This window comes from Psychromonas aquatilis, from assembly GCF_038155185.1.
GTDB lineage: Bacteria > Pseudomonadota > Gammaproteobacteria > Enterobacterales > Psychromonadaceae > Psychromonas > Psychromonas aquatilis.
Map to the genome: position 1 here is coordinate 1 of NZ_JBAKAZ010000064.1, position 15,614 is coordinate 15,614.

Annotated in this window: 13 protein-coding genes; 4 read left to right on the forward strand and 9 right to left on the reverse strand. The window is 37.7% G+C overall.

Features of this window, described 5'->3' with window-relative positions:
- Positions 1–156 precede the first annotated feature (156 nt).
- From V6256_RS13125 to V6256_RS13160, 8 genes are all read right to left on the reverse strand, one after another.
- Positions 157–921, reverse strand: a complete 765-nt coding sequence (locus V6256_RS13125) for a phosphoadenylyl-sulfate reductase (protein ID WP_341598679.1) — start codon at positions 919–921, stop codon at positions 157–159.
- Entirely contained in the window at positions 914–2,665 is a 1,752-nt protein-coding gene (gene cysI, locus V6256_RS13130; protein WP_341598680.1) for an assimilatory sulfite reductase (NADPH) hemoprotein subunit, read from the reverse strand. The genes V6256_RS13125 and cysI overlap by 8 nt, the downstream gene beginning before the upstream one ends.
- Positions 2,665–4,464, reverse strand: coding sequence for an assimilatory sulfite reductase (NADPH) flavoprotein subunit (locus tag V6256_RS13135; protein ID WP_341598681.1), 1,800 nt, complete (start codon positions 4,462–4,464; stop codon positions 2,665–2,667). The genes cysI and V6256_RS13135 overlap by 1 nt, the downstream gene beginning before the upstream one ends.
- A 211-nt stretch (positions 4,465–4,675) precedes the next feature.
- Positions 4,676–5,296 (reverse strand): glutathione S-transferase family protein, encoded by a 621-nt coding sequence (locus tag V6256_RS13140; RefSeq protein ID WP_341598682.1) that lies wholly within the window; start codon positions 5,294–5,296, stop codon positions 4,676–4,678.
- 87 nt (positions 5,297–5,383) lie between these two features.
- Positions 5,384–5,992 carry a TIGR04219 family outer membrane beta-barrel protein gene (locus V6256_RS13145; protein WP_341598683.1) on the reverse strand — a complete coding sequence of 203 codons (609 nt, stop codon included), beginning with the start codon at positions 5,990–5,992 and terminating at the stop codon, positions 5,384–5,386.
- A gap of 50 nt (positions 5,993–6,042) precedes the next feature.
- Positions 6,043–6,474 carry a copper chaperone PCu(A)C gene (locus V6256_RS13150; protein ID WP_341598684.1) on the reverse strand — a complete coding sequence of 144 codons (432 nt, stop codon included), beginning with the start codon at positions 6,472–6,474 and terminating at the stop codon, positions 6,043–6,045.
- A gap of 358 nt (positions 6,475–6,832) precedes the next feature.
- Positions 6,833–7,333 carry an acetolactate synthase small subunit gene (ilvN, locus tag V6256_RS13155; RefSeq protein ID WP_341598685.1) on the reverse strand — a complete coding sequence of 167 codons (501 nt, stop codon included), beginning with the start codon at positions 7,331–7,333 and terminating at the stop codon, positions 6,833–6,835.
- Entirely contained in the window at positions 7,326–9,050 is a 1,725-nt protein-coding gene (locus V6256_RS13160; protein WP_341598686.1) for an acetolactate synthase 3 large subunit, read from the reverse strand. The genes ilvN and V6256_RS13160 overlap by 8 nt, the downstream gene beginning before the upstream one ends.
- 520 nt (positions 9,051–9,570) lie before the next feature.
- Between V6256_RS13160 and prfB the strand changes: the two genes are divergently transcribed.
- Both prfB and lysS read left to right on the forward strand, forming a co-directional pair.
- Positions 9,571–10,669, forward strand: a protein-coding gene (gene prfB, locus V6256_RS13165; RefSeq protein WP_341598687.1) for a peptide chain release factor 2 whose coding sequence is annotated in 2 segments (ribosomal slippage) — positions 9,571–9,645 and positions 9,647–10,669 — 1,098 coding nt in all. Because the reading frame shifts where the segments join, the coding sequence is not laid out codon by codon here.
- A 60-nt stretch (positions 10,670–10,729) separates the two neighbouring features.
- Positions 10,730–12,247: a lysine--tRNA ligase gene (gene lysS / locus V6256_RS13170; protein WP_341598688.1), complete on the forward strand. Its 1,518-nt coding sequence runs from the start codon at positions 10,730–10,732 to the stop codon at positions 12,245–12,247.
- Between the two features lie 279 nt (positions 12,248–12,526).
- Here the strand turns inward: lysS and V6256_RS13175 are convergent, their stop codons facing one another.
- Entirely contained in the window at positions 12,527–12,988 is a 462-nt protein-coding gene (locus tag V6256_RS13175) for a GAF domain-containing protein (RefSeq protein WP_341598689.1), read from the reverse strand.
- A 630-nt stretch (positions 12,989–13,618) separates the two neighbouring features.
- Between V6256_RS13175 and V6256_RS13180 the strand changes: the two genes are divergently transcribed.
- Together V6256_RS13180 and V6256_RS13185 are read left to right on the forward strand one after the other, a co-directional pair.
- Positions 13,619–14,590, forward strand: a complete 972-nt coding sequence (locus V6256_RS13180; RefSeq protein ID WP_341598690.1) for a porin — start codon at positions 13,619–13,621, stop codon at positions 14,588–14,590.
- Positions 14,591–15,088: 498 nt separating this feature from the next.
- Complete coding sequence (locus V6256_RS13185) at positions 15,089–15,370, forward strand: EF-hand domain-containing protein (RefSeq protein WP_341598691.1); 282 nt, start codon at positions 15,089–15,091, stop codon at positions 15,368–15,370.
- Positions 15,371–15,614: the final 244 nt, after the last annotated feature.

The following is a 15,614-nucleotide window of genomic DNA, read 5'->3' on the forward strand; positions in this document are numbered from 1 at the left end:
TCAGTCATTTTTCCTGCGCAAAATTTAGATCACTTATTTAATATAATTGGTATTAATATCATTGCTATAACTTATCGGCAGGTTTCATTTTTCTTAAGCATAAAAAAACCTCTAACAAAGTAGAGGTTTTTTAGTGTGAAGATGGAAAAAGGGGAGTTAAATACCACTACCTTGTTCTTCAATTGGCTCTTCATGCAAGCCACATTCTCGTTTTAAACCAAAAAAGCGTGTTTCTTCTTCGGTCATACCAGCCTCTAAAGGACGGGATGTTTGTACATCTCCTACAGAGACATAACCTTGCTCCCATAATGGGTGATAACTTAGGTTATTATCTTGTAAGTAATAATGCACTTCTTTATTACCCCAGTCGATGATAGGCAAAAACTTAAAGCAGCCATTTTGAATGCTTAATACGGCTAAGTCTTCACGGCTTGACGATTGTGAACGGCGTAAACCTGAGAACCAAGTTTTAGCATTTAACTCTTTTAAAGCACGCTTCATTGGTTCAACTTTATTGATTTGGTTATATTTAGTTAACCCTTCAACACCGTCTTCCCATAGTTTACCGTAACGTGCTTCTTGCCATGCTGCACTTTGCTCAGCTCTGTACACTTTCAAGTTTAAGTTTAGCTTTTCTGTTAAGTCATCAATAAAACGATAAGTTTCAGGAAACAAATAACCTGTATCCGTTAATATTATTGCTGTATCAGCTTTTATGCTGGTGATCATATGTAAACAGACGGCTGCTTGAATGCCGAAGCTTGATGATAAAACAAATTCACTTTGTAAATTGTCGATCGCCCATTGAACGCGCTGCTGAGCGGTCTGTTTTTCTAATAACTGGTTAACTTCAGCCAAAGCAGCTTTCTGCTCGGCTTTAGATAATGTTAATAGATGAGCAAGATCTAACGTGTTAGGCATGGAAATCCCTAGCTGAAATGACGACTTCAGCGACAATACCTGCGCGGATAACAAAATCACCGAAAGCTTCACCTTCGTTACGCTCTTTAGACCAACGAGCACTTAATGCGTCTATTTCGGCTAATATTGTTGCTTCATCAACATTTTCTTTATAGATTTTAGGTACTCGAGTACCTGCTAAATCGGCACCTAGGTACATGTTGTATTTACCCGGGCCTTTACCGACTAAACCGATTTCAGCAAGCATTGCACGACCACAACCGTTCGGACAACCAGTAACACGTAAGATGATGCTTTCGCCTGCTAAGTTGTTCTTCTCTAGAATCGCTTCTACATCATCAACAAGACCTGGCAAGTAACGCTCTGCTTCAGCCATCGCTAATGGACAAGTAGGGAAAGCAACACAAGCCATTGAGCTCATACGTTGGTTTGATACTTTATCGCTGATTAAACCGTGATCACGTGCGATTTTTTCGATTGTCGCTTTGTCCTTAGGATCAACACCAGCAACAATTAAATTTTGGTTTGCTGTTAAACGGAAATCACCTTCGTGAATTTTAGCGATTTCTCGCATACCTGTTTTTAACTGCTTACCTTCAAATTGACCAACTGGGAAGTCAAGAATACGACCGTTTTCGATAAATAAAGTTAAGTGCTCTTTACCATCAATCCCTTTCACCCAACCAAAGTTATCGCCACGGTGTGTAAATTTATACGGACGAGAGTCTTCAAATTTGATACCTGCACGCGCTTCAACTTCTTCGCGGAATGCATGTGCGCCCACACGGTCTAATGTGTATTTCGTTTTAGCATTTTTACGGTTAACACGGTTACCCCAGTCACGTTGTGTAGTTACAACAGCGGCAGCTATGTCTAATGCTTTCTCTTTAGGAATAAAACCAAAGTCATCAGCACAACGAGGGTAAGTTGCATTATCACCATGAGTCATGGCTAAGCCACCACCCACAAGTACGTTAAAACCAATTAATTTACCGTCTTCACTAATGGCAACAAAGTTTAAATCATTGGCATGAAGATCGATGTCGTTATTAGGTGGGATCACTACCGTTGTTTTAAATTTACGTGGTAAGTAATTACTGCCTAAAATTGGCTCAATAACGTCATCTTCTGTTGTTTCAACGCGTTCTTCATCTAACCAAATTTCAGCGTAAGCACGAGTTTTTGGTAGTAAATGTTCACTAAGCTTAGTCGCCCACTCGTAAGCTTCTTGATGTAGCTCAGACTCAACTGGGTTAGAAGTACAAAGTACGTTACGGTTCACATCGCCAGCTGTTGCAATTGAATCAAGACCTACACTATTAAGTGTTTGGTGCATTAATTTAATGTTTGGCTTTAGTACGCCGTGAAATTGAAACGTTTGACGCGTCGTTAAACGAATACTGCCGTAAGATGTATGATCATCAGCAAATTTATCAATCGCTAGCCATTGCTCAGTATTAATAATACCGCCAGGTAAACGTGCTCTAAGCATTACGTTATGTAATGGCTCAAGCTTTTGCTTTTGACGTTCAGCACGAATATCGCGGTCGTCTTGTTGGTACATACCGTGTGTACGTATCAATTGGAAATTATCTGGCGTAAAACCACCTGTCATGCGATCCTGAAGATCTTCTAAAATAGTACCGCGAAGATAATCACTCTCAGCTTTTAAACGCTCATTGTCGGCGTGTTTACCTTCAACAATTAGTACAGGGTTTTCAACTTTTGGTAAATCGTTGCTCATTAGTAAACATCCTTCTGGTAACGCTTGTTAGATCTAAGTGACTTTAAGTAGTCTTCTGCTTGTTCTGTGTTTAATTGACCGTGTTCAGCAATAATGTCTAACAAGGTTTGATGAACATCTTTTGCCATGCGGTCCGCATCGCCACATATGTATAAGTGTGCACCACGCTCTAACCATGCAAACACTTCGCTAGCGTTCTCTTTTAAACGGTCTTGTACGTAAATTTTTTCAGCTTGGTCGCGCGAGAAAGCCACGTCCATTTTTGTTAATAAGCCAGATTTTAAGTAATTCTGCCATTCAACTTGGTATAAAAAGTCTTGTGTGAAGGTTTGATCACCAAAGAACATCCAGTTGTCACCAGTTGCATCACGCGCTTCACGCTCTTGCATGAACGCTCTAAACGGCGCAACACCAGTACCAGGACCAATCATAATCACGGGAGTATCATCTGATGCAGGTAGACGGAAGTTATCATTATGCTCAACAAACACGCGTACTTTTTGACCTTCTTCTAAGCGCTGCGCTAAGAAACCAGAAGCCCCACCTGTACGTGTTTTATCGTTAGCATCGTAGCTCACCACACCTACAGTTAAGTGAACTTCTTCTTCTACTTCAGCTTGTGCCGACGCGATAGAGTATAGACGAGGTGTGATTTTACGTAATGCGTCAACGAAAGTTTGTGCATCAACATCTGCTTTAGCTTGGTTAACAATATCAATAATTTGATGGTTACCTGAGAACTCACGTGCCGCATTTTTATCATTTGCGATAGCTTTTAACTTATCGTCACCAGATTTCTCAGCCCAAAACTCAATAAATGAAGGTGCTGTTTGAGTAATTTCTAGTTGCGTTAATAGTGCTTCTTTTACGCTAAATTCCTTATCTTCACCAGAAATGCTTAAATTTACTTTATCATCAGCGTTGTAACCTAATTCAGCGATTAGCTCATCAACTAGTGCTTCATCATTTTCAAACCAGACACCTAAAGCATCACCTGTTTGATAAGTTAAACCTGACTCGCCTAAATCAATTTCTATGTGGCGAACGTCTTTCGCTGAATCGCGACCAGTAATTTTTTGACTTAACGAAAATTCAGCTGGATACGGGTTCTGTTTAGAGTACTGACTTGCTGTGCTTGATGTTGCAATACCTGCAACGGGTGCAGCTGTGGTTACTTCTGCCATTTCACCTTTTAGGGTTGTCACGACATTTGAGATCCAAGCTTCACTTTCACTCTCATAATCGACATCACAGTCAACACGAGGTGCTAATTGGCTAGCGCCTAACGCTTTTAAGCGTTCATCAAAGTCTTTACCTGTTTGACAGAAAAATTCGTAACTGCTGTCACCTAATGCTAATACGCTGTATTTTAGTTCAGGTAATTTAGGTGCTTTTTTACCTAATAAGAATTCGTGGAACTCAATCGCATCATCTGGCGCTTCACCTTCACCATTAGTACTAGCAACAATTAATAAATGAGTTTCATTTTTTAATGCTTTTGCTTTGTAATCAGCAGTGTTTTTAAGGACTACATTAAGGCCCGCGGCTTTTGCGCTTTCAGCAAGTTGACTCGCTACGCCTTTCGCATTACCCGTTTGTGACGCGTAAAGGATAGTTAAGGTTTGTCCTGCACTTTGTGTAGGAGCCGCTGCTGTTACTGGACCTTGGCTTACGCCAGCAAGGTAACCACTAACCCATGCAGTTTGTACCGCATCTAAGCCTGCTGTTGCTTGTTGCAATTGAGCCAGTTGTGACTCAGATAAAGGCGATGTTAAAGCCGATAAATTGTTAAGTGCCATGAAGTAATTTCCACTATTACATTAAGATATGCGGAGTGTACTTGACCTTCTGAGTTACCCAAAAGAATAAAAGTTAATCATTTATAACTAAATAGCATTTAAAAATGTAGGGATAATAATGATTCTCATTTGGTGATGTTTGAAATGGATTTTTATATGGATAGGGGAGTTATAACCAAGTTGATGGTTAGGTTATAACTCTATTGAAAGATTAAGCTTGGTTATCTAATTCTATTTGATTTGCTTTAATAAAAGCAGGGTGGGTTGCTAATTGGGCTAAGTATTTTTGTATATTAGGATAAGTTGCTATTGGCCCATTCCTCTCTACAATTTCAGCAATAAAAGACATCATAATATCGGCGCCGGTCAGTCTGTCCTCGACTAAGTAACGTTTATTTTCTAACTTATTATCGAAATACTCGATTACCTTTGCGACTTCCTGTTCTGCATATTGAGAAAGAAACTGTGTTTCTACTGGTTCTTTGGCAGTAAACATTTTTAATAATAACGGTAAAATAGCAGAGCTTTCAGCGAAATGTAGCCATTGTAAGTACTCTGTGTGTTCTGGCGTTCCTCGTGCAGGGATGAATTTACCTTGCCCATAGTGTTCGATTAAATATTCAGTAATCGCAGCTGATTCAGCAATAATTAAACCATTATCTTCAATCACAGGTGATTTACCCAATGGATGAATGGCTTTAAGTTCTGGCGGAGCTAAAAAAGTAACACTATCTCGTTGATAAGCGGTAATTTGGTAATCTACCCCTAACTCTTCTAATAGCCAGATAATGCGTTTTGAACGAGATTTATTTAAATGATGTAATGTGATCATATCTTTTCCCTATAACTTATTTTCTGCTAATAAAAAAGCCACAAACAGAGACTGGTTGTGGCTTCATCATTCGTTTGTAAATATCATTTAGAAGTGAAGTTCTACACCTGCAAATAAACTATCAGTCTCTTGTCGAGGTGATTTTCTCAAATCAATTTGGTGGTAACGGTAACCGCCGCGCACTGATACGTTAAGTAACAATGAATCAGGGTTAAACGTATAAGCTAAACCAATTTCAGTATTGATTGCATCATCACTAGTTAACGACCCTGCAATAACATCCGCGAAGGCATGCATGCTGACACCTGGTATGTGTAATTTACCCGCTGCATAAGCTTGACCAAAACTAGCATCATCTCGATAACCTTCAGCATCTGTGTAGGCTAAACCTAAATCAACTTCAACTAAGCCATTATCAAGAATTTCGTAGTATAGGATACCATTCGTAACAGAGCTTTCTCCGTTAACAAATGCATGGTTATCTAGATCTGTATATTGGATTTTTACATTTGGAATAAGCGGAATAAAGTGCTCAAATGCCACATAGCCAGATAAATTATCTTCTCTATCCGTATGGTTGTTATAACGAGTTTCATTTGTATTGTAATCAATACCGGCATAAACACCTAAAAAATCAGCCATTGCAGGCATACTCATTGATGCGGCTAATGCTGTTACTAAAAGTTGCTTTTTCATGATAAGGAATTCCCTATAAATTTAATGTTTAATAATAGTGTTTTCTAAGTTTAATGTTCTACAGAAATTTTTTGTATTGGCGCATCAATTTTCACTTCATCACCATTATCAAAGTACAGTGTGAATTCTGCCGTTTCACCTTCGGTTAAATCATTTTTTAACCCTAAAAACATGACATGAAAACCACCTGGTTGTAATTTCATTTCGCTATTTGCTTTAATCAGTATATCTTCAACTTCACGCATTTGCATCATTCCGTCTACTTTCGTGTGTGAATGTAATTCAGCACGGTCTGAAATAGAAGTGCTCGCAGCAACTAACTTGATGTCTTTATCTGTATTATTTTCAATAGTTAAAAAAGCCGCACTGTTTTTAGAGTGGGGTGGTGTTGCTCGTACATATTCATCACTAATGATAAATTCTTCAGCAAATACATTGATTGAAAATAGTAGGCTACATATTAATAGTGTTAAACGTTTCATCTCTATTCCTTTTTAGATTGAAATAATAAATAAGCGATATAAATAAGTATTATCCATAGGCCGAATTTAAATATAAAAGTGATTGTTCCTGTGATTATAAAGGCGATTAACATGATCATTGCGACTAGCATTAACATAAAGCTCGATATACCAAAGGCAAAAAGTAAAAAAGCTGATGTTAAAATAGCAAGTAACCCGAGCATCTTTATTCCTCCTAAATTAAGTTTATATTAATTAACTTAATTTAAACTAGCAATTATAAAAAAATGCAAAGCACATCGCTGTACTTTGCATTTTTATTATGAACTTAAAACAGTATTAAATACTGTAAAATAGCCGTCTTAGTTTATTAAAGCGTTTATGCTCTTAAGGCTTTATCACCACGGGCAATACCACAAACACCTGAGCGAACGACTTCAACTATTTCACTTGATTCATGCATAGTTGCGACAAACGCTTCTAATTTTGAACCTGCACCAACTAATTGAATGGTGTATAGATTTTGCGTGATATCAACAACCTGGCCTCGGTAGATGTCACATGTGCGTTTTACTTCTTCACGTGCTTCACTACCTACGGTACGAACTTTGATTAATAATAACTCGCGTTCTACATGTGGACCTTGCGTTAGTTCTGAAACACGTAATACATCAACTAACTTATGCAGTTGCTTCATCATTTGTTCAAGTTCTGCATGGTCCACAACATCGGTTGTGATAGTCATGCGTGATAATGTTTGATCATTGGTAGGCGATACCGTTAATGATTCAATGTTATAAGCACGTTGTGAAAACAAACCAACAACACGCGATAAAGCACCTGATTCATTTTCTAATAGTACTGAAATTATTCTACGCATCCGTTTGCTCCGTTTTACTTAAATACATGTCTTGCATACTGCCAAATTTAACTTGCATAGGATAAACGTGCTCTTCAGGATCAATCGCTACGTCTACAAATACCACACGTTCTTTTAATTCAAAGGCACGTGTTAATGCAGGTTCAAGCTCATCAATGGTATCTACTTTGATACCAATATGATTATAAGCTTCAGAAAGTTTGACAAAATCAGGCACACTATCCATGTAGGAGTGAGATTGACGGCCACCGTAGAACATTTTTTGCCATTGTTTTACCATACCCAACGAGCGGTTATTTAATAATAAGATAACCACTGGGATATTGTATTGCATACAAGTTGATAACTCTTGAATATTCATTTGAATAGAGCCGTCACCTGTAACACAAACCACAGGGCGATCTGGATGAGCTATTTTACAGCCCATTGCAGCAGGTAAGCCGAAGCCCATTGTCCCGGCACCACCAGAGTTGATCCATTGGCGAGGTTCTTTGAATGGATAATATTGCGCTGCAACCATTTGATGTTGGCCAACATCAGAAGTAACAATCGCATCACCTTTAGTGACTTTATATAAACATTCAATTACCTGTTGTGGTTTGATATGTGAATCTGATGTTTCATAAGAAAGGCATTTTTTAGCGCGCCATTCGTTAATTTGTTTCCACCAAGCATCAATATCTTTACTGTCATTTGAAGCATTCGTTTCATCAATCAGATCTAACATCTGCTGTAATACCACTTCAACGCTACCTACAATTGGTAAATCAGCATGAATATTTTTTGAAATCGAGGTTGGGTCAATATCAATATGCATGATTTTTGCGTCAGGACAGAACTTTTCAACGTTATTAGTTACACGGTCATCAAAGCGAGCACCACAAGCAAAAATTAAATCAGCGTTATGCATTGAACGGTTAGCTTCATAAGTTCCGTGCATTCCTAGCATACCGACAAATTGCTCGTGCTCACCAGGGAAAGCGCCAAGACCCATCAAAGTATTGGTTACTGGTAAGTTTAGTTTTTCCGCAAGCTCTATTACTTGTTTAGAAGCATTAGCGATGATTGCGCCACCACCCACATATAAAACAGGCTTTTTAGCGTTAACTAATGCCGCAACGGCACGCTTGATTTGTCCTTTATGACCACTTAATGTTGGGTTGTATGAACGCAAGCTAACACTTTCAGGGTATTCATACGGGAATTTGTTAAGGGGATTTTGTACATCTTTCGGTAAATCGATTACCACAGGTCCTGGTCGGCCTGTTGATGCGATATAAAATGCTTTTTTAATCGCTACTGGAATCTCTTCCGCGGTACGACATGAAAAGCTGTGTTTAACGATTGGGCGTGAAACACCAATCATATCTGTTTCTTGGAAGGCATCATCACCAATCCAAAATGTTGGAACTTGACCTGATAAAACAACTAATGGAATAGAATCCATGTAAGCTGTTGCAATACCTGTAATACAGTTTGTTGCACCTGGTCCCGCAGTTACTAATACACAGCCAACTTTACCAGTAGAGCGCGAATAAGCATCTGCCATATGTACAGCGGCTTGTTCGTGGCGTACTAAAAAGTGTTCTATCTCATCGGATTGAAAAATTGCGTCATATATATCTAGAACTGAACCGCCTGGGTAACCAAAGATATGTTTTATACCTTCGTCTTGTAGTGAGCGCACTACCATTTCGGCGCCTGAGAGCATTTCCATGATTTGTATCCTTATACAATCGGTTAATTGCGTCGTTTTCTGCCTGTATCGGGCAGAAGCGAACCTTGTTGAAGCGAATCGTTATGTTACGGTTTTTAAAAAAAAATGCATCTAAAAAGTTAATTAAATTATATTTTTGTTTTATTTTTTGAGCTTCATCGGTTTATTACCATGAGAGTTCATTATTAATAAATTTTGAATAGACTTTCTGGATCAAAAAAGAGTAGGTTTACTGGTTTATAATGCACTATTAAACTGTCTTTTTTAGTACTACACTAAGCCTTTATTGTGTCTTTATTGTCTTTCAGATAAACAGGCAGATAATAGTGGAGATTCTTAATTTTCTACGCAGTGGCCCCTTTTAGTTTTTATTCTTTTGATGGGCTAGCCTTGATTGTTTCAAGGACTAAGCAAAAAATAGTTACTTTCTCGCTTATATATTTTAATTGTTCACTATTTATTTAACGAATAATTGGTTAAAATTCGGCTCTTTTTATCAATAAACTAATAGCGAGTTTTGATGTTTGAAGTAAATCCTATTCTTAATCAACTTAAAGACCTAACTAAGCGTGCTGAAATGCTTAGGGGGTACCTTTGACTACGACGCTAAACTAGAGCGGTTAGAAGAAGTAAGCCGCGAGTTAGAGTCACCTGAAGTTTGGAATGACCCCAATTATGCGCAAGCCTTAGGGAAAGAGCGAAGCAGCCTAGAGCTAGTGGTTAAAACGATTGATGCACTAACTGCCGGCACTGACGATATTGAAATGTTAGTTGAAATGGCTGTCGAAGAAAATGATCAAGATAGTTTTGATGAAGCGATTAAAGAAGCCAACGAGCTAGAAAAGCAACTAGAAGTGCTGGAATTCCGTCGTATGTTCTCTGGAAAACAGGATGCATGTTCTTGTTATCTTGATATTCAATCTGGTTCAGGTGGTACAGAAGCACAAGATTGGGCTAATATGCTGCTACGTATGTATTTACGTTGGGGCGAAGCGAATGGCTATAAAACAGAGTTAATGGAAGCGACCCCGGGTGATGTAGCTGGGATTAAAGGCGCAACAATTCGTTTTAGTGGTGAGTATGCTTATGGCTGGTTACGCACAGAGACAGGTGTACATCGTCTAGTACGTAAATCGCCTTTTGATTCATCGGGTAAACGCCATACTTCCTTTGCTTCTGCTTTTATTTACCCTGAAATTGATGACAATATCGATATTCAGATTAATCCTGCAGATTTACGTATTGATGTGTACCGTGCATCGGGTGCGGGTGGTCAGCACGTAAATACAACGGAATCAGCAGTGCGTATTACCCATACGCCAACGAATATTGTTGTACAATGTCAAAATGATCGCTCGCAACATAAAAATAAAGACCAAGCGATGAAGCAACTTCGTGCGAAACTTTATGAACATGAGTTACAGTTGCAGAACGCTGAAAAACAAATTAACGAAGATGGTAAATCAGATATCGGGTGGGGGAGTCAAATTCGTTCTTACGTATTAGATGACTCTCGTATCAAAGATTTACGTACAGGTGTTGAAAACCGTAATACGCAAGTGGTGTTAGACGGTGATTTAAACAAATTTATTGAAGCTAGCTTAAAATCAGGTTTGTAATTTTAAGCCCGTTTGAAATAACAATCATTTTAAAAATTGAAGTAAAAGATAGGAACTATCATGTCAGAGCAAAACAAAGCAGAAGCACCGCAAGTTGAATTAAGTGAAATCCTTGCGCAACGTCTAACTAAATTAGATGCAATGCGTGAAAAGGGACAAGCGTTTCCAAATGATTTCCGTCGTGAAAATATCTCTGACGAACTGCATCAGCTATATAACGAAAAGAGCAAAGAAGAGCTAGAAGAGCTGGCTATTGAAGTGAGTGTTGCAGGACGTATGATGACACGTCGTATTATGGGTAAAGCAAGCTTTGCAACTATCCAAGACATGGGTGGTCAAATACAAGTTTATGTTGCACGCGATAACTTAGAAGAAGGCTTTTACAATACTGAATTCAAAAAGTGGGATTTAGGTGATATCGTCGGTGCGAAAGGTGTTTTATTTAAAACAAAAACTGATGAGCTAAGTATTAAAGTATCTGACATTCGTATTCTGACTAAAGCGCTACGTCCATTACCAGATAAATTCCACGGCTTATCAGATACTGAAGCGTGTTACCGTCAGCGTTACCTAGATTTAATTGCTAATGAAGAATCTCGTAAAACATTTATTTTACGTAACAAGATTGTTAACGCTATTCGTACTTACTTAAACGACCGTCAGTTTATGGAAGTAGAAACACCTATGCTACAAGCGATTCCTGGTGGCGCAACAGCACGTCCATTTGAAACATTCCATAATGCATTAGACTTACCTATGTATTTACGTATTGCACCAGAGTTAAACCTTAAGCGTTTAGTGGTTGGTGGTTTTGAGCGTGTATTCGAAATTAACCGTAGCTTCCGTAATGAAGGTGTTTCAACACGCCACAACCCAGAATTCACAATGATCGAGTTTTACCAAGCATACGCTGATTACATTGATCTAATGAACTTAACGGAAGATATGTTACGTACTATTACTGAAAATGTATTAGGTTCAAGCATCGTTAAATACGGTGAAGAAGAGTTTGATTTTGGTAAACCATTTGTACGTCTAACAATGAAAGAATCAATCCTTGAATATAACGAAGGCATTGAAGCTGAAGAGTTAGAAAGTATGGAAGGCTTGAAAGCATTAGCTAAGCGTCTAGATATCCATATCAAAGATAGCTGGGGCGAAGGTAAAGTGTTAACAGAAATCTTTGAAGAGACTGCAGAGCACAAATTAATGCAACCGACATTTATTACTGCTTACCCAGCAGAGGTTTCGCCATTAGCACGTCGTAATGATGATAACCCAGAAGTAACAGATCGTTTTGAATTCTTCGTAGGTGGTCGTGAACTAGCAAATGGTTTCTCTGAGCTGAATGATGCGCAAGACCAAGCACAACGTTTCATGGATCAAGTGGCTCAAAAAGAATCTGGTGATGATGAAGCGATGTTCTACGATGCAGATTACATTACTGCTTTAGAGCACGGCTTACCACCAACAGCAGGTGAGGGTATTGGTATCGACCGTTTAGTGATGTTGTTTACTGATAGTCACACTATCCGTGATGTATTGTTATTCCCACACATGCGTCCACAAGCTAAATAAACCGTTTAGCGATAGTTAGATAATGAAAAGCCTCATATTAATGAGGCTTTTTTGTATCCGAGATAAACACAATAATCTAAAAGAGTTTTATTGTGTTTATGATTCGCTTAATATTTAACTAATAGATAATCGCTGCTATAAGTCGGTTATTTTATCGCTTATATTAAAAGCCTAATTGGCTTTGTCATTGTTCAACAAAATAATTTAAACCTTGCTCGTCAATTTCATTGAATCGATTTGTGATTAATGAGCTATCTAGTCGTTATTTGGTCGCTTATATTAAAAGCCTAATTGGCTTTGTAATTGTTCAACAAAGTAATTTAAACCTTGCTCGTCAACTTCATTGAATCGTTCTGTGATTGGGCTATCAATATCTAAAACTGCAACCGTTTTACCATTAACGTTAATCGGCACTACAATTTCAGACTGGCTTGCTGCATCACAGGCTATATGACCAGGAAAGTCATGGACATCAGCGATACGTTGCGTTGTATTACTGCTAAATGCTTTACCACATACCCCTTTATCTAAATCAATTCTTACACAAGCAACATTACCTTGAAATGGTCCTAATATAAGTTGCTGATCTTTCAGTAAGTAAAAACCAACCCAATTAATTTTATCTAAGTTCATGTTTAGTAAAGCACTTAAGTTAGAAAGGTTGGCAATAAGGTCGCTCTCATTTTCAATTAATGCTAGCGCTTGTTTAGTCAGAAGTTGATAGTCATTTAATGTGTTCATTGTTTTTCTGCTTTTTGAGTAAATAATAAATGTAGAGAATAAATATTATTCATTTGAACGCAAGCATAATTAGCATATTTCATCTGGCTATTAAAATGATGGTAGGGCATGGAGGAGGAGATAGAAGCAAAAAGCTTAGAAAATTGCTTATATCATCTTTGTATCAATATAAGTTATTTATCTGTTACTTCAGTTAACTACCTAATTTTAAGTAACTAAAGTTAAGCGATAAAAGGGATTACTTGCATTTTTGTATTTTAATTATTGAGAATAAATTTATCAGCTAGAAAGTAATTATTGCTTAACAATCTTGTTATAAATGCTCATAAAACGATCGAATGATGTGTTTTTTGTACATATTAGCAACGCTTTTTACTGCTCTTACCTGTGTTGCGTTATTTAAGTTCAATTAGTTTTTGTGATGTTGATCACGTTTGTTTGCTTTTTTTTATCTTTTTATGTGAACTTTCCTGATATCGCTTCGTTTTCTATTTAAGCCTGCACTTTTGTGTGGTAATTTTATCACGCACTTAAAAACCTGTGAGACGTTTTTGACGTGGAATAGATTTAAGTATTTTAAGGACTCAATTATTAATTATTAATTATCAATAGCCACAAGGTGATGGACAAATGAAAAAAACAATCTTAGCTACAATGCTTACTTCTCTATTCGCAGCAACAGCCGCACAAAGTGCAACAGTTGTAGATTCAGATGGTGTTACGGTAAACCTAACAGGTGAACTAGAAATTCAATTCGCTAAAGATTTTGACACTGCAGGTCCAAAATTGGACGTTTACGATGCAAACGTCGGTGTTGATGTTGCATACGCACTAACAGACAGCGTAAGTGCGATTGGTGTTATTTCTTTTGATACTCAAAACGGCGAAGACGATGAGTCAAATGCTGACGCTGAGTTAGATGATGCATACGTAGGTTTCGCTTCAGATACATACGGTACACTAACATTTGGTAAGCAAGTTACAATCTATGATGACGCTGGTATCAGTGAAGATTACCGTCTAGGTTACAGCTCTTTCTACGACCAAGATGATTCTGGTGAGCAAGTAATTAAATACACATTTGAGCGTAATGCTGTTTACGGTGGTATTGCTTACATGCTTAACGATGGTGATAATGTAAATAACGATGCTTACGCTGTTGATGGTAAATTAGGTGTACGTTTTTCTGGTCTTGATCTAACAGTATTCTACGGCCAAGGTGAAAAAGGCGAGACTGCTGACACTGTAGCTGAAATTGGTGATAAATCTAAATCGTTAAACTTAGAAGCACGTTACACTATTGCTGATCTAACACTAATGGCTGCATACGGTATGGTTGATCGTGATGCTGGCAACTCTACTGGTTATACACATGATGACGAAGGTTATGCTGCTGGTGCATTGTACACTATCGATAAAGTTGTATTAGCGGGTGGTTGGGCTCTTTTAGATGCAGATAACGCTGATCACGAAGTAAACTCTTACTACGCAAACGTAACATACAACTTCAACAGCAACGTAAACGTATATGCTGAAGTTGGTGGCGATGACGCTGAAGATTCAGAAGTAGGTTACGTTGCAGGTATGACTGTAACTTTCTAAGCTGAATTAGTTATTGATGAAGGTGTAATATAAAAGCCGTTAAGCTTAAGTTAAGCACCTGAATTTATAATAAAAGAAACCGTTTATTGGCTCAGTCAGTAAGCGGTTTTTTAGTTTTTAAGACGTAAATAACTTATTAACAGTAAGTTATTGCTGCATTTCCCTGCCTAGCCATTTGTTGATACCTTGCTTGTATTATACCAATCACACTAATTAACTGATCTATTTTGCTTGTTAAAATAACTTATTTCTTCGTTGTAATTTTCGTAAATAGAACAACTATTTAACTCAAATTACGCCTTGAACTCAGTCATTTTTCCTGCGCAAAATTTAGATCACTTATTTAATATAATTGGTATTATTGTTGTTTAAACCATTATTTTTTAAATACTGCATAGCGATAAAATAATCACGTTATTGATCTTCCTTACTTTTTGCACATTCTTTGCATATTCTGATGTTAACTTATTGTGGAAATTAATTGAGGAGTAAGTTTTAATGAAAAAAACAACCAGTGTTATTCTTTCATCTATTCTATTGTTAGGTGTTAGTGTTCAAGCCTATGCTAATCAAGAAAGTAGAGGTCCTAGAGAGCGTCCCGTTTTTTCTGATGTTGATACTGATGGTAACGGAGAAATATCGTTAGCAGAGTTTTCTAGCCAGGATTTACCTGGTGGTGATGCCGATCAGATCTTTAATAGTATCGATACCGATCAAGATGGTGTTATTTCAGAGCAAGAGTTTTCTGACCATAAGCCGCCAGCTCCACCGCAGCGTTAATTATAATGAACAAATGTTAATGCTTTGCTAATACATAAGGCATTTTTCACTAGCCTATTATTCTTGATAATGAAAAGAATAATGGGCTATTTTTATTTCTAGTTATCTCGTTTATCATTTCATTTATATCAATATCCATCACCTATTGCTCCAGCGGCGCTATTAATACCAATTCCGTTAATTAAGTTCCCAAATTTGTCCAATCTCGATAGCACAGCGATATGACTCTGCTTACGTCTTCACA

Bases quoted from the DNA above. Each gene is read 5' to 3' on its own strand.
- V6256_RS13125 (WP_341598679.1), bottom strand. From the start codon at position 921: ATGCCTAACACGTTAGATCTTGCTCATCTATTAACATTATCTAAAGCC.
- cysI (WP_341598680.1), bottom strand. From the start codon at position 2,665: ATGAGCAACGATTTACCAAAAGTTGAAAACCCTGTACTAATTGTTGAA.
- V6256_RS13135 (WP_341598681.1), bottom strand. From the start codon at position 4,464: ATGGCACTTAACAATTTATCGGCTTTAACATCGCCTTTATCTGAGTCA.
- V6256_RS13140 (WP_341598682.1), bottom strand. From the start codon at position 5,296: ATGATCACATTACATCATTTAAATAAATCTCGTTCAAAACGCATTATC.
- V6256_RS13145 (WP_341598683.1), bottom strand. From the start codon at position 5,992: ATGAAAAAGCAACTTTTAGTAACAGCATTAGCCGCATCAATGAGTATG.
- V6256_RS13150 (WP_341598684.1), bottom strand. From the start codon at position 6,474: ATGAAACGTTTAACACTATTAATATGTAGCCTACTATTTTCAATCAAT.
- ilvN (WP_341598685.1), bottom strand. From the start codon at position 7,333: ATGCGTAGAATAATTTCAGTACTATTAGAAAATGAATCAGGTGCTTTA.
- V6256_RS13160 (WP_341598686.1), bottom strand. From the start codon at position 9,050: ATGGAAATGCTCTCAGGCGCCGAAATGGTAGTGCGCTCACTACAAGAC.
- lysS (WP_341598688.1), top strand. From the start codon at position 10,730: ATGTCAGAGCAAAACAAAGCAGAAGCACCGCAAGTTGAATTAAGTGAA.
- V6256_RS13175 (WP_341598689.1), bottom strand. From the start codon at position 12,988: ATGAACACATTAAATGACTATCAACTTCTGACTAAACAAGCGCTAGCA.
- V6256_RS13180 (WP_341598690.1), top strand. From the start codon at position 13,619: ATGAAAAAAACAATCTTAGCTACAATGCTTACTTCTCTATTCGCAGCA.
- V6256_RS13185 (WP_341598691.1), top strand. From the start codon at position 15,089: ATGAAAAAAACAACCAGTGTTATTCTTTCATCTATTCTATTGTTAGGT.